Origin of the sequence: Chryseobacterium gambrini (genome assembly GCF_027920505.1) — a bacterium.
In the GTDB taxonomy this organism is placed as follows: Bacteria; Bacteroidota; Bacteroidia; order Flavobacteriales; family Weeksellaceae; genus Chryseobacterium; species Chryseobacterium gambrini.
The window spans coordinates 446,548-467,714 of sequence record NZ_CP115857.1; the positions used below are offsets into that span (position 1 = coordinate 446,548).

The following is a 21,167-nucleotide window of genomic DNA, read 5'->3' on the forward strand; positions in this document are numbered from 1 at the left end:
TAATTTCCAACGACTAAGAAATCTGTTAAACTTTGATTTGTACGATTTTTCTATAATGTGACAAATATCATTCAAATATTATTTTTATTAAGTCTAAATAAATATAAATTTGTTTTAACAAAAATCAATGTTTAAACACATATCAATCATATCCATATCAATTTTTGTTTTTTAACCGGCAGAATCTATTTGTCGGTTTTTTGATAAAGAGATTTTCGGTACTCAATTCCCCATTTGGCAATTTCATCAATAATCGGTTCGATAGTTTTTCCGTATTCTGTGATTTCATATTCCACGGTTACAGGTTTTGTGTCTAAAACAGTACGTTTGATGAGATGATTGATCTCCATGTCCTGAAGCTCTTTTGAAAGCATTTTGGCAGCAATACCGTCAATTTCCCTTAAAAGATCCATAAAACGCATTTTTTCACTCTGCATTAAAGTTCCCAGAATATGAAACTTCCATTTTCCCGATAAAATTTCCATTGAATCTTTAATGGCGTTCATGCGGTTTTTACAGATAGGAGTGATATTCAGATTGGCTTCTTTTTTCATGATTTCAAAATAAATTATAATGATGTAAAGATAATAAAAAAACAGAAAGGTAGTTTCCTCGAGGAAACCAGTTTCTAAAAGGAAATCCATTACCAAAGTATGATGATTAAATATTAGATTTGTGGTAACATTAAAAAGTGTGAAACCTTTATCATCACAAAAAATGATAAATAATAAAATACTAACATTTGTGTTCCTCACGGCGGCTTTAAGTAGTTGTAACGGACAAAGTGACAAAAGTAAAAAAATGGAAAACAGATCTACAAATCCGCTATTATGCGATCCTGCGACAGGAGTTTGTGAAGTTCCCGGAGAAAAGTTTGAAATTGGGAATATTGATGTAATGACTGACGAAAAACCTGTAAAAGTGATTTATTTTACAGACCCAATCTGCTCTTCATGCTGGGGAATTGAGCCTCAACTGAGAAAATTAAAACTGGAATACGGAGATAACGTAGATATAGAATACAGAATGGGAGGTCTTCTTCCGGACTGGAGCTACAACAGCGGAGGAATAAGCAAACCTTCGGACGTGGCGCATCACTGGGATGAAGTAAGTTTGTATTACGATATGCCGATCGACGGTGATATCTGGTTACAGGATCCGCTGGATTCTTCTTATCCGCCTTCTATCGCCTTTAAAGCGGCACAGATGCAGGACAGGGAAAAAGCACTGGATTTCATGAGAGAACTTCGTGAAATGGTGTTTTTGAAGAAGAAAAATATCGCAAAATGGGAACATATTGCAGCAGTAGCCAAAAAAGTAGGATTGAATACAGATCAGTTGAAAAAAGACTTTGAAGGAAGAGGAAAAGAACTTTTTCAGGAAGATCTGAAGCTTGCCAGAGAAATGGGAGTTCGCGGTTTTCCTACCATGTTTTTTACCAATGATGCAGGAAAAAGAGAGATTGTTTACGGCTCAAAACCTTATGCATTCTACGAAACTGCTGTTCTGAGAGTAAATTCTGACACCAAGAAATCTGAATATTCCAAAAACTGGGAAAGTCTTTTTGCAAAGTATAATTCACTTACCGCAAAAGAGTTTTCAGAATTATCGGGAACGCCGAGAAAAGAAAGCGAAAGATTATTAAATGAGCTTTCCGACAAAGGAACGCTTGAAAAGCTTACCACCAAAAACGGTTCAATCTGGACTCTGAAATCGTAATTAATTTCATTAATATTTAGCAAGTTTTTTTAAGAAACCGAAAATTCTTTGAATTTTCGGTTTTTGTTGTTTTGTAGCTAACTCAATTATTGTACATGAATTTTTTTATTAATCTTAAAAATGTATAAGATTAAAACTAAAAGAATCTGCTCTTTAGGAGCAGATCCAGTAGATAAATACATCTCATTTTTTTAATTAGACAACAATAAAAAAGCACAGCCGACAATGCTGTGCTTAAATTTTTATAAATTTAATTGCGATTTCAAAGCTGAAAAATGCAAAATATGTTTCCACTTCAGTTGTATTTCATAGTAAATGTAGGAATAAATTTTATGCCAAACAATATACTGAATGTTAAAATTTACAACTGTCTGTTATCTTTCCGTTAATAAATCGCGAGGTTACTTTTCACGCAAATATTGTTCGATAAAAAGATTTAAAGATGCTTTTTCCTGATCATTTGCTTTATCATCCATTTTTCCATGATTAATACTTGTTGGCTGAACAGTGATATGGAATTTTTTTTGCTCTTCCATTGTCGGCAAAACTCCTTCATCGGCAGGATAGTCGTTTGAGCGTAAAGTATAAATTTTCGGAATCAAAGTTTTGGGCAAATACATTCTCCGGTTATCCAAGGTAATGATTTTATACACAAAATTGGGATACTTATTGGCGAAAAGAGCCGTCATATCTCCGCCGTTTGAATGTCCGATTAAAGTAAGATGTTTATAATCAAGCTCAGGTTTCGTTTTTTTTAGTTCATTCAAAACAAATAAAATATTTTCTGTACCACGTTCCCAGAAAGGCATTCTTACGATTTGAGGTTTTCCCTCTGAAGGAATGAGCTGATCTGTCAGAAGCTCATGCTGAATGCTTACCACAAAATATCTTTTTGAAGCCAGATTCTTTGTTAAGTAGGAATACTTTAAATAGTCTCCCCCTGTATTGGCACCATAACCGTGACTGAAAATGACGATCTGTTGTTTTGAAATTTTCTCTGAGGTTTTGGGACTGAAATAAGCAACCGGAATTTTGCGGTTTCTCGATTTATCAAACATTGTCAGAGTATCTAATTTTACAGGGTAACTGCTGTTCAGATTTGCATTTTTTTTCGTTGAACAGCTCATGATTACCAAAGCAATTAAAAATAAAAAGATGGAATTATATTTCATGGTAAAGTTAAATCATTGAAATTATTTAAAGTAAAAGAGTTTTGCTCCTTTAAGAGCAGAATCTGTGTAGAAACAGGAGTAAGTCTATCAATCAATCCGTAGGTTTAATATCGATACTACAAAAAATGTTCTAAAGATAGCGTTCCTACGGAACGCAAACGTCCTCCGAATATGATGTCTACACAAATCAAACTCTATAGAGTTTTCTGACATTTTACTTTAGCAAGTTTAAAAATATAAAACAGAGAGTAATCTTTACTCTCTGTTTTTTAGTTCTCCAGCTTTTCTTTAATATATCGTGCTGTATGAGATTTCTTATTTTTTGCCAGTTCTTCGGGAGTTCCGGTGAAGACAACCTCACCGCCGTGTTTTCCGGCTTCAGGACCGATGTCGATGATGTAATCTGCAGATTTAATGATATCGGGTTGATGTTCAATCACAATCACAGAATGTCCAAGATCAATCAAAGCCTGTAAAGACTTCAGTAATTTCTGAATATCATGGAAATGAAGTCCCGTTGAAGGTTCGTCAAAAATAAATAACGTCTTATCTGTTGTGACCCCTTTTACAAGGAAGGATGCCAGTTTTACACGCTGTGCTTCACCGCCGGAAAGGGTAGAAGAGCTCTGTCCCAACTGCAAATATCCTAAACCTACATCCTGTAAAGGTTTTAATTTGGTTGCGATCTTTTCTTCCTTATTATCTTTGAAAAATTCCAAAGCTTCATCCACGGTCATGTGAAGAATATCTGAAATGTTTTTTTCGTCGTACTTTACTTCCAGAATTTCACTTTTGAAGCGGGTTCCTTTACAGACTTCACATTCAAGTTCAATATCTGCCATAAACTGCATGGAAACGTTGATGACACCTTCTCCCTTACATTCATCACATCTTCCGCCGTCTACGTTGAAGGAAAAATGTTTAGGTTTGTAGCCCATCATTTTTGCCACTTTTTGCTTGGCGAAAAGATCTCTGATGTCGTCATAGGCTTTAAGATACGTTACAGGGTTGGATCTTGAAGACTTTCCGATAGGATTCTGGTCGATCAGTTCAATATGCTGGATCAGTTTTTTCGGAAAATCCACAGCATCATAATCTCCTTTTTTACCTCCCATCCCAAGCTGAATCTGGATATCATTGGTAAGGATTTCCTTCATTAAAGTCGATTTTCCGCTTCCGGAAACCCCCGAAATTACAACAAGATTTTCCAAAGGAACATCTACATCAATGTTTTTTAAATTATTTTGTCTTGCTCCTTTTATGTGAATCCATTCTTTACCTTTTCTCCGCTTTTTGGGAACTTCAATTTCCAGTCTTCCGGTAAGATATTTTGAAGTTAACGTATCTGCATCTTTCAGCTCTTTGTAATCTCCTGCGAAAACCAATTCTCCACCAAGATAACCTGCTTCCGGACCAATATCAATAATATAATCGGCGGCTTTCATTACATCTTCATCATGTTCCACAACGATTACCGTATTGCCAAGGTCACGAAGATTTTTTAAAACTTCAATTAAATTTTCCGTATCTCTTGAGTGAAGTCCGATTGAAGGCTCATCCAGAATATAAATGGAACCCACCAAAGAACTTCCCAGACTTGTTGCTAAATTTATTCTTTGACTTTCTCCGCCGGAAAGCGTATTGGATGTTCTGTTTAAGGTTAAATATCCTAAACCGACTTTTAATAAAAATTCAAGTCGGGTTGTAATTTCGTACAATAATCTTTTGGCAACTTCCTGATCGTGTTCGGATAATTTTAAGCTTTTAATTAAAGGAAAAAGCTCATCCAGAGGAAGCTCGATCATCGATTGGATATTGTGTCCGTCGATTTTCACCCAGCTTGTTTCTTCACGCAGTCGCAAACCTTCACAAGTCGGGCAGAGTGTTTTTCCGCGATAACGGGAAAGCATTACACGATACTGAATTTTATAGAGGTTTTCCTCAAGCATTTTGAAGAAATTGTCAATCGATGGGAACGTGCTTTTTCCGTCTCCTTTCCAAAGATATTTTTTCTGTTCTTTGGTTAACTGATGATAAGGCTTATGAATCGGGAAATCTTTTGCTTTTTTAATGAAATCTTTTTTCCATTCGCTCATGCTTTCGCCTTTCCATGAAGCAACCGCATCTTCGAAAACGGATAATGTTTTGTTGGGAATTACAAGATCTTCATCAATTCCGATGACTTTTCCGTATCCTTCACAAGTCGGACATGCTCCGTAAGGATTGTTAAAACTGAAAAAATGGACATTCGGCTCTAAAAATTCGATTCCATCCAATTCAAATTTATTTGAAAATTCTTTGATCTTTCCGGTATCTACGTTTTTCAATGAACAATATCCGCGACCTTCATAGAAAGCCATCTGAATAGAATCTGCCAAACGCTGAAGAAAACTTTCATCTTCCTCGTAAGTGAAGCGGTCTATTACCAGATTAATTTTCATTCCTTTTTCGGGAGTAAAGCCGAAACTTTCCAAATCTTCGATTCCTGCAACGTTACCATTGATTTCCAGTCTCGTAAAACCTGCTAATTTCAGAACATTTAAATTTTCACCAAAATTCGCGGCATCGTAATCGTAAGGAGCCGTTAATAAAAATGAAGTATCTTTTTTAGAAGATTTGATGAAATCCACTACATCCGAAACCGAATCTTTTTTCACTTCCTCACCAGAAGCAGGAGAATAGGTTTTCCCGATTCTTGCAAAAAGAAGCTTCATATAATCGTAGATCTCTGTGGAAGTTCCGACGGTAGATCTCGGGTTTGAAGAAATTACTTTCTGCTGTATCGCGATAGAAGGTGCTAAACCTTTAATATCATCAACTTTAGGTTTTTCTAACTTTCCTAAAAACTGACGTGCGTAAGAGCTTAAGCTCTCTACATATCTTCGCTGTCCTTCCGCATAAATCGTATCAAATGCCAATGAAGATTTTCCGCTTCCGGAAACTCCTGTAATGACGATCAGTTTATTTTTCGGGATAAGAACATCTATGTGTTTCAGATTGTTAAGATGTGCGTTCTTAACGAAAATCTGTTTTTTAATATCTATTTCTGTTGTATGAGCCATAGTAAAATTAAGACTAACAAAATTACGAATTTTTAGCGGATTATAGAGTGATATAATTTTTGGTAATTACTTACGTTTTTACACTATAAAGGGAAAAATATAAAAAAATGTTAATTTTTCTCTTATGAGTGAACCATTACTAAATAGATTGCATCTTTCATAATGTAAACTTAATATTTACTATACCATGATAAACACTAATATAAAGTCTGTATTGGAATTGCTGCAGACTTTTTCAACGGAGGAAAAATGTATCGATTATCTAGAACAGATGAGATGGGGAGGGGTAATAGAAAGCCCTTTCGATTCTGAATCTCAGGTATATAAATGCAGTAAAAACCGATACAAATGCAAAAATACAGGGAAATATTTCAATGCCAAAACAGGATCTATGTTTGAAAATTCTAAGATCAGTCTGCAAAAATGGTTTCTGGCAATATGGCTGATAACTTCTCATAAAAAAGGAATAAGCTCTCTTCAGCTGGCAAAAGATATAGACGTCACCCAAAAAACAGCTTGGTTTATGTTGCAAAGAATACGCGCTTGTTTTGGAATTGAAAATCATAATGAGTTAGAAGGAACTGTAGAATGTGATGAAACTTTTATCGGTGGAAAAAATAAGAACAGGCACAAGAATAAAAAAGTAAAAAACTCTCAGGGGAGAAACTATAAGGATAAAGTTCCGGTGATGGGAATGCTGCAAAGAGGTGGTAAAATGAATGCTTTTGTGGTGGATGATACAAAAAAAGTGAGCATACAGCCTCTGATTTATAAATATATTCCCATTAAAAACACAAGAGTTATTAGCGATGAATGGTGGGCTTATGACGGATTGTATGAAACTTATGATCATAAAATAGTCGATCATTCTAAAAAAGAATACGTAAATCAGGAAGACAGCAGTATTCATACAAATAATATAGAGGGATCGTGGAAGATATTGAAAAACTCGCTGAATGGAACATATAATCATGTATCGAAAAAGCATCTTCAGAAGTATGTAGATGAATTCATCTATAAATTTAATTTGAGGGAGACGTCAAATAATGATAAGTTTAAATATTTTCTAACAAATAGTGAGGTAAGAACCAGATATAAAGATTTAATTCTGGATAAGGATTAAAATAATTAATTTTAAGTCATAATTCTATTTTATTTTTTAAATGGAAAAGTCGGGATTTGTTAATTTCTTAATAATAAATGAAGATATAGGTGTTAAATCATAAATTAATATTTTAATTTTTTTCATTTTTGCAGTTGTTAGCAAATTATATCCTAAAAAGTTTTAATTTAATATAATTTATGATAATCTAATGACTTATAAAATGACACCAAAACTATTAAAATATAAAAACGTTAAAAGTATTACTGATAAAGGAAGTACATACTTTGATATTGTTGATATCAAGAAAAATCATCCTGACTTAAAAATTGATACAGATAAAGTTACATTGATAAATAATGTTAAAGTAATTAAAGCGAAGTACGTTTCAGAATGTACGGAGTTTGATAAGAACATTAAAAATGTCTTCAAAAAGAAAATATAAATTCACATAGTGTAGAATTGTATATACTTGCCTAAGCTAATAACCACGGTAATAAATATTTAACCATATAGTGAATTTTTTAAGTATTTTTAAGTTCAAAGTATTGTTTTTTATTTTAAAATTTGTTAAAATTGTACCCATAAATATGTAATATAGAAATGAGAAAGTTGTTCAGAGATCTTATTACACATTTAATGAGAAAAAGATAACAAAATTACTTCCCAAGATGCGATTTTTTCAGTCGCATCTTTTTTTATGACAACTATCATTTGTCATTCTTCATGATCTCCAGTACTTTTGCGCTCACGAAACTAACTGAGAATAAAACTGATTATGATTAAAAAAATACTTCCTGTTTTTCTTGTAGGAACTTTCTGCTTTACGCACGCACAGGAAAAATCTACCGATATTGAAACAATTGAGGTTCAGGGAAAACTTATTTCAACCCCTTACAAAACGGCAAACCAGAATATTACCATCATTACAAGAGAAGAAATCATCAATTCTCCTGCAAAAAGTATAGACGAAATTCTTCAGCAGGTTCCGGGAATGGATATCAGAAGGAGAGGAGCCAATGGAGTACAGAGTGATATCGGTTTTCGGGGAAGCTCTTTCGAGCAGGTTCTTCTGCTTCTGAACGGAATCCGTATGAACGATTCTCAAACCGGACATAACTCCATGAATCTTCCGGTAGATCTTGATGATGTGGAGAGAATTGAAGTAATAAAAGGTCCTGCAGCAAGAAGATTCGGGCAGAATGCCTATGCCGGAGTGATTAATGTGATCACCAAAACGAATCCGGGAAAAAGAGTAAAAATAAGTGCAGAAGGAGGAGATTACGAAACGTATGGCTTTGGCGTAAACGCTCAGCTTGGAAATGAAAAATTCTCCAATTCTTTACAGGCAAATTCTGCCGGTTCGCAGGGATATATGTACAATACGGATTACGAGATCAGGAATGTATTTTATCAAAGTAAACTGAATATAAAAGACGGTGACATCAGACTTCAGGCCGGTTTTTCTGAGAAAAAATTCGGGGCAAACGGTTTTTATGCATCAAAAGCAGCTACGGAACAGTATGAAGAAACGCAGGCTTCAATTGTAAGTTTAGCACATCAGCAAAGATTTGGCAAGATGAAGCTCAGTTCAAATGTATACTGGAGAAGGGGGCAGGATATGTATCTTTTCAACAGACAGAAGCCAGAAATTTACAGAAATATGCACATCGGGAACAATGTAGGAGGAGAAGTTAATTCTACTTACGAATGGGGATTGGGAACTACAGGAATAGGGGTAGAGCTTCGAAAAGAATTTCTGGTAAGCAATAATTTAGGAGAAAGAAACCGTTTTGTTTCACAGGTTTTCTTCGAACACCATTTTTCTTTACTGGATAAAAAGTTAAATATCACTCCCGGAATTTCCTGGGCAAATTATTCCAAAGAAGGAAACTTTTTCTATCCCGGTTTAGATGTAGGATTTACCTTTAATCAAAACAATAAAATCTACGGAAATATTGCAAAAGTTCACAGGGTTCCTACCTTCACAGATCTGTATTATGTAAGTAAAACCGAGGTTGGAAACCCTAATCTTAAACCTGAAAGTGCGGTATATGCAGAAGTAGGATACCAGTATCAGACGAAAAATATTCTGGCGAAAGTGAGCGGATTCCTTCGTGATTCGGGGGATGCGATCGACTGGACAAAAATTAAACCGAATGATGCGGTCTGGTATGCGCAGAACATTGGAGATACCACCATAAAAGGAATTGAAGCTGAGGTGAATCACAGGCTGAACGAATGGCTGAAATATACAGTAGGCTATACTTATCTGGATAATAAACTGAATCAGCCGGGTAATTTCGTAGCGAGATATGTACTGGATAATTTAAAACATCAGTTTATTGCAAAACTGGAAACAAAGTTCCTGAAAAACTTTACCAATGAAGTCGTTTACCGTTACAACGAAAGACTGAATAACGGAAGCTATAATCTTCTGGATGAAAAATTAAGTTTTACCAAAAAAGATTTTTCAGTGTACGTTTTGATCAATAATTTAACAAATACTTCATATACAGAAACTTTTGGAGTTCCAATGCCGCAAAGATGGTTCCATATTGGTTTATCGTATACTATTAATATTAAGTAAATGTTAATTAATGATGAATTAAAGTTAATATTACGAAATTGTTAATTCATTTACATTTGCAAAAATTTTTTTAGATGAAACTATTTGTGAGTTTGGGTTTACTTTTAGGGGTTACATTTTTTAAAGCACAGGAACATATTTCCAGCTTCAACGCACTCACCATCACTTACAAATTTCATCCTAAATTTTTCCTTTATCTGGAAGGACAGTCAAGAGGAATTGAAGAATATACATACCCCGATTACTACGAAATTAAAGGAGGATTGGGGTATAATCTTACCAAAAATCATAAACCTTTTATCGGTTTGGGAAGATATGCGACTTATAAAGATCGCTCTATCAACAAAGAAGAGTTCCGGGTATGGTTACAGGACGTAATCGATTTTAAAAAAGGAATTGTAAAGTTTGAAAACAGGATCCGTGCAGAAAAATCATGGTTTTACGAACCTCAGTCTGACAAAAATTCTGAAAGAATGCGTTACCGTTACCGTCTGAATGTAAGTGTTCCTCTTAATGCAAAAGAAGTAAAGAAAGGAACTGTGTTTGCCAATGCATACGATGAGGTTTTCTTTGTAAGTCCTATGAAACCGACTTTTGCAAGAAACAGAGTGTACGTTGGCGGTGGTTATCAGATCGATAATAGTGTGGGAGTTGTTGCAGGATATCTTTGGCAGAGAGAATTCAATGCTTCCTCAAACCAGAATTTTCATTTCCTGTATGTTGCTTTAAACATTAATATTGACGGAACGAAACACCCTGTTAAAACATTTGAATATCCCGGAGCGGATTAATAAGCTTTCTCTAATCTTTTCTGATATTCAATAAGTTCTTCTTTAAAATCGGTATAGATTTTATTGATTGTGATCTGATATTCATTAATCAAAGAAAATAAAACATCCACTTCCTTCTGAATATATTTGTCATGATTGAAATAAATATATTCAGAACTGATGAAATCTTTCATAAGCTGTTTATTTTCAATCGTTAAAAAGTCTTTGTAGGCAGATTCTTCCGTAAAATGTTTCAGGATATCTTTAAACGGTTTTTCATTCTTTAGTAAAACAGCTCTGTACTTACGAATTTCTTCCAATGGCAAAGTTACCATCATAAATTCCAGATGAGGGGTGAAATTATTGATAGAATTCTGAAAGACATCAAATTCTGTATCCAGTAAAGCAAATTTTCTGTATTTATCGGCTAAAATTCCTTTTTCGTGATCATCGGCGAGACTGTAAAAGTATCTGAAAACAAGAATGTCATTTTCGAGTAGCTGCTTTTTAAGGATTTCAAGCTCTTCTTTAATTTTCGGAATTAAAAGTCCGGCTTCTTTTGATTTGTATAATCTTCCTTTGTAGGTAAAGGTTTTAATGGCTTTCGGATTGGCAACCAGATAATCCAATGTATACAGATCGCTTTCTGCTCCTGCTTTTTCATAAACCAAAGTAACTTTTTTATCACTGAAAAAATCCTGCTTTTCTGTACCTTCAGTATCATTTATAAGCTCATCAATATTTTCCAGAACAGGATTATGACTTTCGTAATATCCGTTGAACCCCGAACTTATCAGTCTGTAAGGGTATTTTTCATTGTAAAGCTGAAGAAATAGATCATTATCATCAATTATCTTACCCGTATTTTTGATATTGTATAAAGTCAGATATTTACTCGTTAAAATTTTACATACTTCCGAATATCCGCGAATGATATTTTTTGCCAGATTATTGTTTTCCGCAGTATTTTTTGTTTCGTTTTTCCGGATCATTTCAATTCTTTTATCCGTTTCAGGATGATATGACCACTGATCTTCAATTTTTACGTTTGTTTTATTATATCGGGTTATATCTTCAAGATCAACTTTCGGAAGACCATGTTCAAAAAGATGATTATTTCTTTCGCTGAAAACCTTCATCAGCAAAGTCTGGTTTTCAAATAAATTTTCAGGCAAATATTGGTTGCCGCTGTCTGCATAAAACATAAATGCACTGTTGAACGCAGCATTGCTTAGTTCCAGTCTTAATAATGAAGAAGCCTGTTCTTTGGGATTGGTAACGTAAGTCGCCACTGCATCGGCATGAAATTCCATTTCTCTTCGTAAAGAAGCATTGTTTTTAAACAGAAAATCTGAAAACATTTTTAAAATATACTGAAAAACGTTTATAAATCCTACCGAAATAACTCCTGTGATCTGAAATGCCCAATGTCCTGAACCGTGCTTAATAGAATTTTCAAAATCTTTATTGTTATAAACCGTATCAAAAATAATTTTTTCAGCCTGATTCACGTATCCTCCAATTTTCATGCTTCGCTGCGAGAAATGTCCGAATTCATGCGCAAGAACGGTTTTAAGCTCACCAACCGTTAAAGAATTTACCAGTCCGATGCCGATGGTAAGATTTTTTTTAACTGGTAAAAACATACTCCAGAACGGAGAACTGTAACTTACACTTGCGTTAACTTCCGGCGACAAAAAAACTTTTCCGGGTGTGCTAACTTTTGTCTCACGAATAATTTCATCAATGATGCCAAAAAGTTCAGGCTGACTCTTTCTGTCGATTTCTATTAAATGTCTTGTGGTGTGCGTATTTTTTTTGAAAATAAATTTAATGAGGAAATAAAAAACAATAAATCCTATACTTATAAGTCCCAAAGCAATAATGGCTGTAAAATAATTTGCATATAATGCGACAAGCCTTATCGCTCCATAGCCCAGCAGAAAAATCATCAGCAGAGAGATAAGAATCAGGATAAGGTATACAACAAAGAATAAAGATACCGAAATAACAGCAGAAATCAACTTAGAACGGTAAGTTGATGAAATAGGAGGAAGGTTATTAGTCATTGTGTGTTTTTTATGTTTTTCTAATATTTTTCAATCAGATAATGATAGGCTTTCAGGTATTTATTGAATCTCTTGATGTCTTTTGGAGTAAGTTCTCGGTTTACCCTTCTCAGATCCATGTTATCGCGCAGATCGTTTAATTTTACGGCAACCGCAAGAGGAGAACGTTCGGTTCTTCTTACGAAATCATCATAATCTTCATCAGGATCAAATTTTGTGAGGCAGCTTATCGCAAAAATAATATATTCCGGAAATCCCTGATCTCTTAAATAATCAAGGCTGAATTCCTGAGGATGATCTTCAACAACATCGTGTAAAACGCCTACAATTTTTTCGTCCATTGTTTTTCCGTATTCCATTACCCGCATAACGTGTGCAATGTATGGAGCGTGATATTTGTCGGTTTGTCCTTTATGTGCCTTATCGGCTATTTTTATTGCCCGGTGGAGCATTTCTTCTTTTGTCATTTTTTGTAAAGTAGATTACAAAAATAAAAAATGCCTCAAAACTATGAGACATTTTACAAAAATTATTTTAGGATATCTTTTTTAATCGAGTTCTTCTTCCACGGAGGCGTTTGGCGCATTGTTTTTTACAGATTCAATGCCTTTTTCCATGCCGTTGTCAGATTCATACATCTGGCTGCTTCCGATAATCTGCCCGTTGGTAGCTTTCAGATTAAAATAAAAACGATCGTCTTTTGAGGTAAGTCTTTCAAATTTAGAGTCGTCCTGAGAGTTTTTTCTTACCGACTCAATACCATTCTGGCATCCTGCTTTAGAACTGTAGCCTTCGCTGGAAAGAATTACCTGTCCGTTTGCCGCCTTTAAATTAAATTGAAACTCACCGTTTTTTCTTGTAGAAATAATAAATTTTCCCATGTGTATAATAATTTTTTAAAATTTGTTTATTTGGATGTTGAAGGAAGCTCTTTCTCCTCTTTTTTTGGTGCTTCCGGAGCAATAGAATTCAGCATTTTATAATCGTGATGATCTGTTTTGTTGTTTTTAAGACCAGAATACGCTGTCCCTTCTTTCGGTTTTGCAGAAGGCATTTTATACAAGTTTCTTTGATCCGATTTCTGTGGCGGCTGAATTGTCTTAGAATCCATTTTGTAAACCCTTACAGAATCTGTTCTCGGCATTAGTGGTTTTCTGATTTTTTGCTGTGCTGAAAGTGAAGCTGAAAACAGCAGAATGGCTAATAATGTTATTCTCATTTTTTGTATTTACGTTAAAAGTATAAAAAATAATTGAATTTAAAAAAAGGTTAAATGTAATATTTCAAAGACAATTGAATTTTCTTTTTTATTACATCTGAAAAATTTTAATTGAAAAATCATTACTTTTGAAAACAACAAAAAAAATTATAACTATGAAATGGTACTTAAAAGTATTAAAACAGTACGCTGATTTTAACGGAAGAGCAAGAAGAACTGAATATTGGATGTATCTTTTATTTAATCTGATTTTTGCAGTTATTGCTGCGGTATTAGATAATATTCTTGGTTTGAAATTTACACCTGAAATTCCTTATGGATACCTTTATTTATTGTATGCACTGGTAACTTTTCTTCCGGGGTTGGCTGTTTCTGTAAGGAGATTGCATGATGTGGATAAAAGCGGGTGGTTCCTGTTTATTTCTTTAATTCCAATTATCGGGGGAATATGGCTTTTAGTGTTGTATGCGACTGAAGGAACACAAGGTAGAAATCAATATGGAGATGATCCTAAAGGAAACTATAACGAAATAAACGAAATTGGACAAAAACAATTTTAATAAAAAAATCCCGAAAGTAATTTCGGGATTTTCTATTATATTCAAACTATTTTTAATAGTGTCCTTTCTCAATAAAATGAGCTGCCACTTTTTCTGTTAGTGCAACCACATTAGGATGATTGGTATACTTCGTGAATCTTCTTAGTCCGGAAAGCATCATTCTCTGCTCGTCACCTTCTGCAAAAGAAACAATTCCTTCTTTTGCTGCAACAATGATTTTTTCAACCGCTTTGTATAGGTTTAACTGAGCCATTGCTGCTTCCACAGAATCAGGAGAGAAATGTTTTTCAACTCTTAAAACTGCAGATTCTGCCATATAAATCTGGTTAAGAATTTCTGAAGCATTTAACAGTAAATGCTGTTGTTTTTCAATATCCATCATGTATTTCTGAAGCGCAGCTCCGGAAACCATTAAGAACACTTTCTTGAGATTTGCAATAATTGCTTTTTCTTCGCTCATGAAAGCTGAATAATCCGGAACTTCGAATGAAGGAATTCCCATCAGTTCTTTGCTGATTGCCATTGCCGGAGATAATAAGTCTAATTCTCCTTTCATCGCTTTCTTGATGAGCATTCCAACCGCTAATAATCTGTTGATTTCGTTGGTACCTTCATAAATTCTTGAAATTCTTGAATCTCTCCAGGCTGCTTCCATTGGAGTATCTTCAGAGAATCCCATTCCTCCGTACACCTGAATTCCTTCATCCGCAGTATGCTGTGCTAAATCTGAAACGAAAACTTTAAGAATTGAACATTCTACAGCGAATTCTTCAACTCCTTTCAGTTCTGCAGCCTGATGATCCAGTCCTCCTGCAACAAGTTCTTCGATTTTGTCTTCAATATTTTTTGCTGCTCTGTAAGATCCTGCTTCACTTACGAAAACTCCGGTTGCCATTTCAGCCAGTTTCTTTCTGATCGCTCCGAAAGTCGAAATAGAAACCCCGAATTGTTTTCTCTCGTTAGAATATTGAATAGAGTGGTTTAAAATTCTTCTCTGCGCATCCAGACAAGCCGCCGCTAATTTGATACGACCGACATTCAGCGCGTTTAAAGCGATTTTAAATCCGTTGTTTCTTTCTCCTAATAGGTTTTCAACAGGAATTTTCATATCATTAAAGAAAACCTGACGCGTAGAAGAGGCACGAATACCCAATTTATGTTCTTCTTCACCAAAAGTAAGGCTTTCAGGATTTTCCAGTTCTGAACGGTTGATTACGAAACCTGTGATGTTTTTATCATCATCAATTTTGGCAAACAAAGTAAAAGTATCGGCAAATCCTGCGTTGGAAATCCACATTTTCTGTCCGTTGATGATGTAATGTTTTCCGTCTTCAGACAATTTTGCTCTTGTTTTCCCTGAATTGGCATCAGAACCTGCATCCGGTTCAGTCAAACAATAAGCACCGAATTTTGTTCCCGCTGCTAAGTCCGGAAGATATTTTTGTTTCTGAGCTTCTGTTCCATAAAGAACGATGGGAAGTGTTCCGATTCCGGTATGTGCTCCGTAAGCTGTTGCCAGTGAACCTGTAACTCCGGAAATGTAATCGCAGGCAAGCATGGTTGTTACGAATCCCATTCCAAGACCTCCGTAATTCTCAGGAACAGCAATTCCCAATAGTCCCATTTCTCCAAGTTTACGCATTACTTCTTCGGTAAATGCATAATCTTTTTTTTCGAAACGTTCTTTTTGCGGAACTACTTCTCTGTCTATAAATTCTTTCGCAGAATCGCGAAGCATTTTTTGTTCTTCATTCAGTTCTTCAAGACTGAAGATTTCGTTTGCAGGAATTTCTTTAATTAAGAATTCTCCTCCTTTTAATATATTGCTCATTATTGTTTATTTTAAATTTTAGATTATAAATTTTAAATTAGATTTCAGTTATAAATTTTCAGATGAAGTCTTAATAATCTTTGTTAAAATATTAATTATACTTTCAATCTCTTGTAGATAAGAATCAATTTCGATTTGAACTAAATTTGAAGACTGGTAAAGTCTCAGCCAATATCTAGTTTCCCGGGCTTCTTTGTTTGCAATTGAAAGTTTGGAAATAAAGTCTTTTTTAGATTGAGCGGCAATTCCTTCTTCAACATTGGCTCCAATTGACGTTCCGCAACGAAGAATTTGTTTTGATAAAATAAATTCATTCTGAGATTTGCACTGGATATAAAATTTAATAATTTTCAATGCAAATTCAAATGTCTTAATCTGAATCAAATTGTCTTCCTTAAAACTCATTTCATCTAAAATTTATAATTTAAAATCTATAATTAATTAAAGAAGTTCAAAGATTGAAGCTGCTCCCTGTCCTGTTCCAACGCACATTGAAACCAAACCATATTTATTTCCGCGTTTTCTCATTTCGTCAAGAAGCTGAACCGTTAATTTTGTTCCGGTACATCCAAGAGGGTGACCTAAAGCAATCGCTCCTCCGTTTACATTTAGGATATCCGGATTTAAGCCTAATTCCTTTTTGATCGCTACCGATTGAGAGGCAAATGCTTCGTTCAGTTCGATAAGCTCAATATCTTTTAATTCCAGACCTGCCTGTTTTAAAGCTTTCGGGATTGCATAAATTGGTCCCATTCCCATAATTCTTGGTTCCAATCCTGCTGCGGCATAAGCAACAAGTCTTGCTTCAGGTTCAAGTCCCAATTCTTTTACCATTTCTTCGCTCATGACCATTACGAAAGCTGCTCCGTCGCTCATCTGGGATGAGTTTCCGGCAGTTACACTTCCTCCGTTGGCAAATACAGGTCTTAATTTCGCAAGACCTTCAAGTGATGTATCTACTCTTGGACCTTCGTCTATTGAAAAATCAAACTTTTTAGTCTGCATTTTCTGGTTTTCATCCAGGAAATTATATTCAACAGGGATTGGAACGATCTGATTTTTAAATTTTCCTTCCTGATTTGCTTTTAAAGCTTTCATGTGAGATTCAAACGCAAACTGATCTTGTTCTTCTCTTGTAATTTTATATTGTTTGGCAACTTCTTCCGCCGTGTAACCCATTCCCCAATAATAATCAGGGTTTGTTTTGGCAATCTGAGTTTCAGGAACCGGTTTGTAACCACCCATCGGAATGTAAGACATCGATTCCGTACCTCCTGCAATAATGCAGTCTGCCATTCCTGCCTGGATTTTTGCAGAAGCAATCGCAATCGCCTCACTTCCAGAAGCGCAATATCTGTTTACCGTAACTCCGGGAACTTTGTCTGTATTTAAGCCCATCAAAGAGATAAGACGTGCCACGTTTAAGCCCTGTTCAGCTTCCGGCATCGCATTTCCTACGATAAGGTCATCGATTCTGTTTTTGTCTAATTGCGGAAGTTCAGCCATTAATTTTTCAATTACAGTTGCCGCCATGACATCGGGTCTTGTGAATCTTAAACTTCCTTTTGGCGCTTTTCCAACGGCAGTTCTGAACCCTTTTACTATATATGCTGTCTTTGACATTTGTTTATTTTATTAAGTTAAATATGCTTATTATGGGATTTACCGTAGATGCAAATTTTGAAGATATATCTAAAAATTTTGCTAATTTCTCAGTATTACTTTTTTTAATTATTTCTTTTTCTTCTTCAGAAAGTTCATTTAATTCATCGATTAACCTCTCAACATGATTAATTCCAATCTTAGTTAAACCTAAATAACTATATGATTTGAAAATTCCTTCACTTAGTAAAAAATCTAAATTTTTATTGAAATAGTTTACTTCAAAATCATCTTCGAGCAATTCTTTAATTGATTCTTTAATTTTCATACAATCAGTCCCTTGACTTACATCCATATGTCCATTACTTAAGAAATAACTTTTTAAAAGAATTAAATTTCTATATAAATTATTTTTATCCTTGAGATTAACCCAAACATTCCCCATAATTTTTAATTTCTCAACGGTTTACCATTCTGTAACATATACTGAATTCTCTCCAGTGTTTTTCTTTCCCCGCAAAGCTGTAAAAACGTTTCTCTTTCGAGATTCAATAAATACTGCTCCGTTACAACCGTTGGCTCAGAAAGATTTCCGCCCACCATTACGTTGGCTAGTTTGTCTGCAATTTTCTTATCGTGCTCAGAAATATAATTTCCGGTTAACATTTGATCGGTTCCAACGTAGAACATTCCTAAGGCATCTTTACCTAAAACTTTTACTTTTTGCTCGATAGGTTGTGTATATCCATGTTCTGCTAAGCTTTTTGCCAGCATTTTAGCCGTTTTGATCTGGGTTCTCTTATCTACGGAAACAATATCTTTTCCATGTTCTAAAATTCCCATATCGTAGGCTTCGTAAGCGGAAGTTGCCACTTTACCCATTGCAATATTCATGAAAGCCTCACGAAGTCTGTTGTTTTTCACATCATCGCTGTGGAATTCTCTTGATGTTCTTAAAGTTAATTCCTTAGTTCCTCCACCGCCAGGAATTACTCCCACTCCGGTTTCTACCAATCCGATGTACGTTTCTGCTGCGGCAACCACTCTGTCGGCGTGCATCGTCATTTCGCAACCACCACCAAGTGTCATTCCGTGAGGAGCAACCACTACAGGAATAGAGGAGTAACGAACTCTCATCATTGATTTCTGGAAATACGCAATTGCCATATTCAGATCATCCCAATCCTGTTCGATAGCCATCATTAAAATCATCGCTAAATTCGCTCCGACAGAGAAATTCGTACCCTGATTTCCGACAACCAGTCCGTCATATTCTTTTTCAGCTAAATCAATCGCTCTGTTTAAGCCATCCAGAACTTCTCCTCCCAAAGAATTCATTTTGGAACGGATTTCAAAGTTGATAATGCCGTCTCCTAAATCCTGTATAGCAGAACCGGAGTTGCTCCAAAGCGTTTTATTTTTTCTGATATTATCCAGAATAATAAAAGAATCCTGTCCCGGAATTGTATTGTAAACTCCTGAATTTTTATCTACATAAATACTTTGTCCTTCTTCATTCACTTTATAGAAAGTCTCAACATGTTGCACCCAGTCTGAAACTTCATAACCTGCTTCTTTAGCCAGTTCAATACCTTTCTGAACGCCTACAGCATCCCAGATTTCAAACGGACCGTTTTCCCAGCCGAAACCGGCTCTCATCGCATCGTCGATTTTGTAAACCTCATCGGAAATCTCAGGAACTTTGTGAGAAACGTAAGCGAATAATGCACCCAAAGATTTTCTGTACAATTCTCCCGCTTTATCTTTTCCGCCAATTAACACTTTAAATCTGTCAATCGGTTTGTCGATATTTTTAGTTAATTCTAAAGTTGCAAAAGAAGATTTTCCCTGAAGCTCATATTCTAAGGTATCAAGGTTTAATCCGTGAATTTCAGATTTTCCTTCTGCATTTTTCACTTTTTTATAGAAACCTCCATCTGTTTTGGATCCTAACCATTTGTTATCAACCATTTTCTGGATGTAATCCGGAAGGGCAAAAACATTGTTGAAGTCATTGGCTTCAGCACCACTTTGGCGAACACCGTTTGCTACCATTACCAATGTATCAAGACCTACAACATCCGCTGTTCTGAAGGTCGCAGATTTCGGACGACCAATTACCGGACCTGTTAATTTATCAACTTCAGAAACGGTTAACCCTAATTTCTGAACATTGTGAAGCAGATCCATCATAGAGAAAACGCCGATTCTGTTGGCGATAAATGCAGGAGTATCTTTTGCTGAAACCGTTGTTTTTCCTAAGAATTTTGCCCCGTAATTCATGTAGAAGTCAATAACTTCAGGAGCGGTATCGTTTGTCGGAATAATTTCTAGAAGAGGAAGATATCTTACAGGATTAAAGAAGTGTGTTCCTGCAAAATAATGTTTGAAATCCTCGCTTCTTCCTTCTGTTAATAAATGAATAGGAATTCCGGAGGTATTGGAAGAAATCAATGTTCCCGGTTTTCTGAACTGCTCAATTTTCTCATAAACCGATTTTTTGATGTCCAGTCTTTCAACCACAACCTCAATAATCCAGTCTGTATTTTTTATTTTTGGTAAATCATCATCAAAGTTTCCAACCTTTATTCTGTCTGCGAATTTCGGAGAATAGAGTAGTGCAGGACTTGCTTTCTTGAGTTTTTCAAAGTTTTCTGAAGCGATTCTGTTTCGTACCGCTTTGTCATCTTTGGTCAAACCTTTTTTCTGTTCAGCTTCAGAAAGTTCAAAAGGAACAATATCCAGCAACAAAACTTCTACACCAATATTGGCAAAGTGTGCTGCAATACCGCTTCCCATAATTCCTGAACCAAGAACTGTAACGTGTTTGATTCTTCTTTTCATTTGATTTATTATTTGTAATTGTATTAATTCTTTTGTTTGGTCATTCTAAATGATATGAATAGATTCTTTCTTAGTCAGAATGACATCTTGTAGATTTTATTTTTTGTTGTTTAAGTCGGTTGCAATTTTCATGATTTCGCTCATCACTTCCTTGAAGGTATCAAGCTTTTCAGGAGAGATTTTTTCCATCACTCTTTTGTTGAAATTTACCACAACTTCCTTGGAAAGATTTCTGGAGTTCAGACCTTTATCTGTAAGCTTTATAATGACTTCTCTTTTATCAGTTGTTGTTTTTTCCTTATAGATATATCCGTTATCTTCCAGAAGTTTAATAATTCTTGTAAGGGAAGTAGGTTCAATTGCCATTTTCGGACCCAGATTTGTACTTCTTGTACCTTCTTTAGGATCAATTTTTAGAAGAGTAAGCGCCTGAACCGCCGTCGAATCGTGCTCCTGAGCTAATTCGGTGTACATTTTAGAAACAGCTAACCATGTCTGTTTTAAAATAAGATCTACGTTTTCTATTTTTTCTTTATTGTTATCCATCATTTTTGCCGAATGGTTATACCCAAATTTAGTAAATATTATGCATGCATAATATTTATTTGCGTTAAATTTTGTTAAATA

19 protein-coding genes are annotated in these 21,167 nt (G+C 35.1%); 6 read left to right on the forward strand and 13 right to left on the reverse strand.

Annotation, left to right across the window (positions count from 1 at the left end):
* Window positions 1–185: 185 nt before the first annotated feature.
* Complete coding sequence (locus tag PFY09_RS01910; RefSeq protein WP_076390327.1) at window positions 186–554, reverse strand: winged helix-turn-helix transcriptional regulator; 369 nt, start codon at window positions 552–554, stop codon at window positions 186–188.
* 247 nt (window positions 555–801) lie between these two features.
* Between PFY09_RS01910 and PFY09_RS01915 the strand changes: the two genes are divergently transcribed.
* Window positions 802–1,719: a ClpXP adapter SpxH family protein gene (locus PFY09_RS01915; protein WP_271161233.1), complete on the forward strand. Its 918-nt coding sequence runs from the start codon at window positions 802–804 to the stop codon at window positions 1,717–1,719.
* A gap of 401 nt (window positions 1,720–2,120) precedes the next feature.
* On the opposite strand, the gene PFY09_RS01920 is transcribed toward PFY09_RS01915, so the two are convergent.
* Window positions 2,121–2,891, reverse strand: coding sequence for an alpha/beta hydrolase (locus tag PFY09_RS01920; RefSeq protein WP_271161234.1), 771 nt, complete (start codon window positions 2,889–2,891; stop codon window positions 2,121–2,123).
* 269 nt (window positions 2,892–3,160) lie between these two features.
* Window positions 3,161–5,953, reverse strand: a complete 2,793-nt coding sequence (uvrA, locus tag PFY09_RS01925; protein WP_271161235.1) for an excinuclease ABC subunit UvrA — start codon at window positions 5,951–5,953, stop codon at window positions 3,161–3,163.
* Between the two features lie 187 nt (window positions 5,954–6,140).
* Here uvrA and PFY09_RS01930 point away from each other — a divergent pair, with 187 nt between their 5' ends.
* From PFY09_RS01930 to PFY09_RS01945, 4 genes are all read left to right on the forward strand, one after another.
* The gene (locus PFY09_RS01930) at window positions 6,141–7,076 is read left to right on the forward strand and encodes an IS1595 family transposase (RefSeq protein ID WP_076390323.1); all 936 of its coding nucleotides are present in this window, start codon (window positions 6,141–6,143) and stop codon (window positions 7,074–7,076) included.
* Window positions 7,077–7,278: 202 nt separating this feature from the next.
* A complete protein-coding gene (locus tag PFY09_RS01935) occupies window positions 7,279–7,500 on the forward strand; it encodes a hypothetical protein (protein ID WP_271161236.1) in 222 nt (73 codons plus the stop codon).
* Between the two features lie 333 nt (window positions 7,501–7,833).
* Window positions 7,834–9,645: a TonB-dependent receptor plug domain-containing protein gene (locus PFY09_RS01940; protein WP_271161237.1), complete on the forward strand. Its 1,812-nt coding sequence runs from the start codon at window positions 7,834–7,836 to the stop codon at window positions 9,643–9,645.
* A 74-nt stretch (window positions 9,646–9,719) separates the two neighbouring features.
* Entirely contained in the window at window positions 9,720–10,436 is a 717-nt protein-coding gene (locus PFY09_RS01945; protein WP_076390320.1) for a DUF2490 domain-containing protein, read from the forward strand.
* Here the strand turns inward: PFY09_RS01945 and PFY09_RS01950 are convergent.
* The 4 genes from PFY09_RS01950 to PFY09_RS01965 form a co-directional block, all read right to left on the reverse strand.
* Window positions 10,433–12,484 (reverse strand): M48 family metallopeptidase, encoded by a 2,052-nt coding sequence (locus PFY09_RS01950; protein ID WP_271161238.1) that lies wholly within the window; start codon window positions 12,482–12,484, stop codon window positions 10,433–10,435. The two genes, PFY09_RS01945 and PFY09_RS01950, sit on opposite strands and share 4 nt — an antisense overlap.
* Window positions 12,485–12,504: 20 nt before the next feature.
* Window positions 12,505–12,951 carry a phosphohydrolase gene (locus tag PFY09_RS01955; protein WP_084196341.1) on the reverse strand — a complete coding sequence of 149 codons (447 nt, stop codon included), beginning with the start codon at window positions 12,949–12,951 and terminating at the stop codon, window positions 12,505–12,507.
* Between the two features lie 81 nt (window positions 12,952–13,032).
* On the reverse strand, window positions 13,033–13,365 hold the full coding sequence (locus PFY09_RS01960) for a YegP family protein (protein WP_271161239.1): 333 nt from the start codon (window positions 13,363–13,365) through the stop codon (window positions 13,033–13,035).
* A 26-nt stretch (window positions 13,366–13,391) separates the two neighbouring features.
* Window positions 13,392–13,703: a hypothetical protein gene (locus PFY09_RS01965; RefSeq protein WP_116547741.1), complete on the reverse strand. Its 312-nt coding sequence runs from the start codon at window positions 13,701–13,703 to the stop codon at window positions 13,392–13,394.
* A 155-nt stretch (window positions 13,704–13,858) separates the two neighbouring features.
* Between PFY09_RS01965 and PFY09_RS01970 the strand changes: the two genes are divergently transcribed.
* Window positions 13,859–14,263 carry a DUF805 domain-containing protein gene (locus PFY09_RS01970; protein WP_087710015.1) on the forward strand — a complete coding sequence of 135 codons (405 nt, stop codon included), beginning with the start codon at window positions 13,859–13,861 and terminating at the stop codon, window positions 14,261–14,263.
* Between the two features lie 52 nt (window positions 14,264–14,315).
* Here the strand turns inward: PFY09_RS01970 and PFY09_RS01975 are convergent, their stop codons facing one another.
* The 6 genes from PFY09_RS01975 to PFY09_RS02000 form a co-directional block, all read right to left on the reverse strand.
* Entirely contained in the window at window positions 14,316–16,094 is a 1,779-nt protein-coding gene (locus PFY09_RS01975) for an acyl-CoA dehydrogenase family protein (protein ID WP_268053968.1), read from the reverse strand.
* A gap of 48 nt (window positions 16,095–16,142) precedes the next feature.
* Entirely contained in the window at window positions 16,143–16,499 is a 357-nt protein-coding gene (locus PFY09_RS01980) for a four helix bundle protein (RefSeq protein WP_271161240.1), read from the reverse strand.
* A 36-nt stretch (window positions 16,500–16,535) separates the two neighbouring features.
* The gene (locus PFY09_RS01985) at window positions 16,536–17,717 is read right to left on the reverse strand and encodes an acetyl-CoA C-acyltransferase (RefSeq protein WP_271161241.1); all 1,182 of its coding nucleotides are present in this window, start codon (window positions 17,715–17,717) and stop codon (window positions 16,536–16,538) included.
* A gap of 4 nt (window positions 17,718–17,721) precedes the next feature.
* On the reverse strand, window positions 17,722–18,141 hold the full coding sequence (locus tag PFY09_RS01990; protein WP_271161242.1) for a hypothetical protein: 420 nt from the start codon (window positions 18,139–18,141) through the stop codon (window positions 17,722–17,724).
* A gap of 5 nt (window positions 18,142–18,146) precedes the next feature.
* Window positions 18,147–20,540 carry a 3-hydroxyacyl-CoA dehydrogenase/enoyl-CoA hydratase family protein gene (locus tag PFY09_RS01995; RefSeq protein WP_271161243.1) on the reverse strand — a complete coding sequence of 798 codons (2,394 nt, stop codon included), beginning with the start codon at window positions 20,538–20,540 and terminating at the stop codon, window positions 18,147–18,149.
* A 96-nt stretch (window positions 20,541–20,636) separates the two neighbouring features.
* A complete protein-coding gene (locus tag PFY09_RS02000) occupies window positions 20,637–21,086 on the reverse strand; it encodes a MarR family winged helix-turn-helix transcriptional regulator (protein ID WP_076390553.1) in 450 nt (149 codons plus the stop codon).
* Between the last annotated feature and the right edge of the window lie 81 nt (window positions 21,087–21,167).

Excerpts from the sequence above, each read along its gene's own strand:
- PFY09_RS01975 (WP_268053968.1), bottom strand. The coding sequence starts at position 16,094 with ATGAGCAATATATTAAAAGGAGGAGAATTCTTAATTAAAGAAATTCCT.
- PFY09_RS01980 (WP_271161240.1), bottom strand. The coding sequence starts at position 16,499 with ATGAGTTTTAAGGAAGACAATTTGATTCAGATTAAGACATTTGAATTT.
- PFY09_RS01985 (WP_271161241.1), bottom strand. The coding sequence starts at position 17,717 with ATGTCAAAGACAGCATATATAGTAAAAGGGTTCAGAACTGCCGTTGGA.
- PFY09_RS01970 (WP_087710015.1), top strand. The coding sequence starts at position 13,859 with ATGAAATGGTACTTAAAAGTATTAAAACAGTACGCTGATTTTAACGGA.
- PFY09_RS01915 (WP_271161233.1), top strand. The coding sequence starts at position 802 with ATGGAAAACAGATCTACAAATCCGCTATTATGCGATCCTGCGACAGGA.
- PFY09_RS01935 (WP_271161236.1), top strand. The coding sequence starts at position 7,279 with ATGACACCAAAACTATTAAAATATAAAAACGTTAAAAGTATTACTGAT.
- PFY09_RS01945 (WP_076390320.1), top strand. The coding sequence starts at position 9,720 with ATGAAACTATTTGTGAGTTTGGGTTTACTTTTAGGGGTTACATTTTTT.
- PFY09_RS01920 (WP_271161234.1), bottom strand. The coding sequence starts at position 2,891 with ATGAAATATAATTCCATCTTTTTATTTTTAATTGCTTTGGTAATCATG.
- PFY09_RS01965 (WP_116547741.1), bottom strand. The coding sequence starts at position 13,703 with ATGAGAATAACATTATTAGCCATTCTGCTGTTTTCAGCTTCACTTTCA.
- PFY09_RS01955 (WP_084196341.1), bottom strand. The coding sequence starts at position 12,951 with ATGACAAAAGAAGAAATGCTCCACCGGGCAATAAAAATAGCCGATAAG.
- PFY09_RS01950 (WP_271161238.1), bottom strand. The coding sequence starts at position 12,484 with ATGACTAATAACCTTCCTCCTATTTCATCAACTTACCGTTCTAAGTTG.
- PFY09_RS02000 (WP_076390553.1), bottom strand. The coding sequence starts at position 21,086 with ATGGATAACAATAAAGAAAAAATAGAAAACGTAGATCTTATTTTAAAA.
- PFY09_RS01930 (WP_076390323.1), top strand. The coding sequence starts at position 6,141 with ATGATAAACACTAATATAAAGTCTGTATTGGAATTGCTGCAGACTTTT.
- PFY09_RS01995 (WP_271161243.1), bottom strand. The coding sequence starts at position 20,540 with ATGAAAAGAAGAATCAAACACGTTACAGTTCTTGGTTCAGGAATTATG.
- PFY09_RS01940 (WP_271161237.1), top strand. The coding sequence starts at position 7,834 with ATGATTAAAAAAATACTTCCTGTTTTTCTTGTAGGAACTTTCTGCTTT.
- PFY09_RS01990 (WP_271161242.1), bottom strand. The coding sequence starts at position 18,141 with ATGGGGAATGTTTGGGTTAATCTCAAGGATAAAAATAATTTATATAGA.
- PFY09_RS01960 (WP_271161239.1), bottom strand. The coding sequence starts at position 13,365 with ATGGGAAAATTTATTATTTCTACAAGAAAAAACGGTGAGTTTCAATTT.
- uvrA (WP_271161235.1), bottom strand. The coding sequence starts at position 5,953 with ATGGCTCATACAACAGAAATAGATATTAAAAAACAGATTTTCGTTAAG.
- PFY09_RS01910 (WP_076390327.1), bottom strand. The coding sequence starts at position 554 with ATGAAAAAAGAAGCCAATCTGAATATCACTCCTATCTGTAAAAACCGC.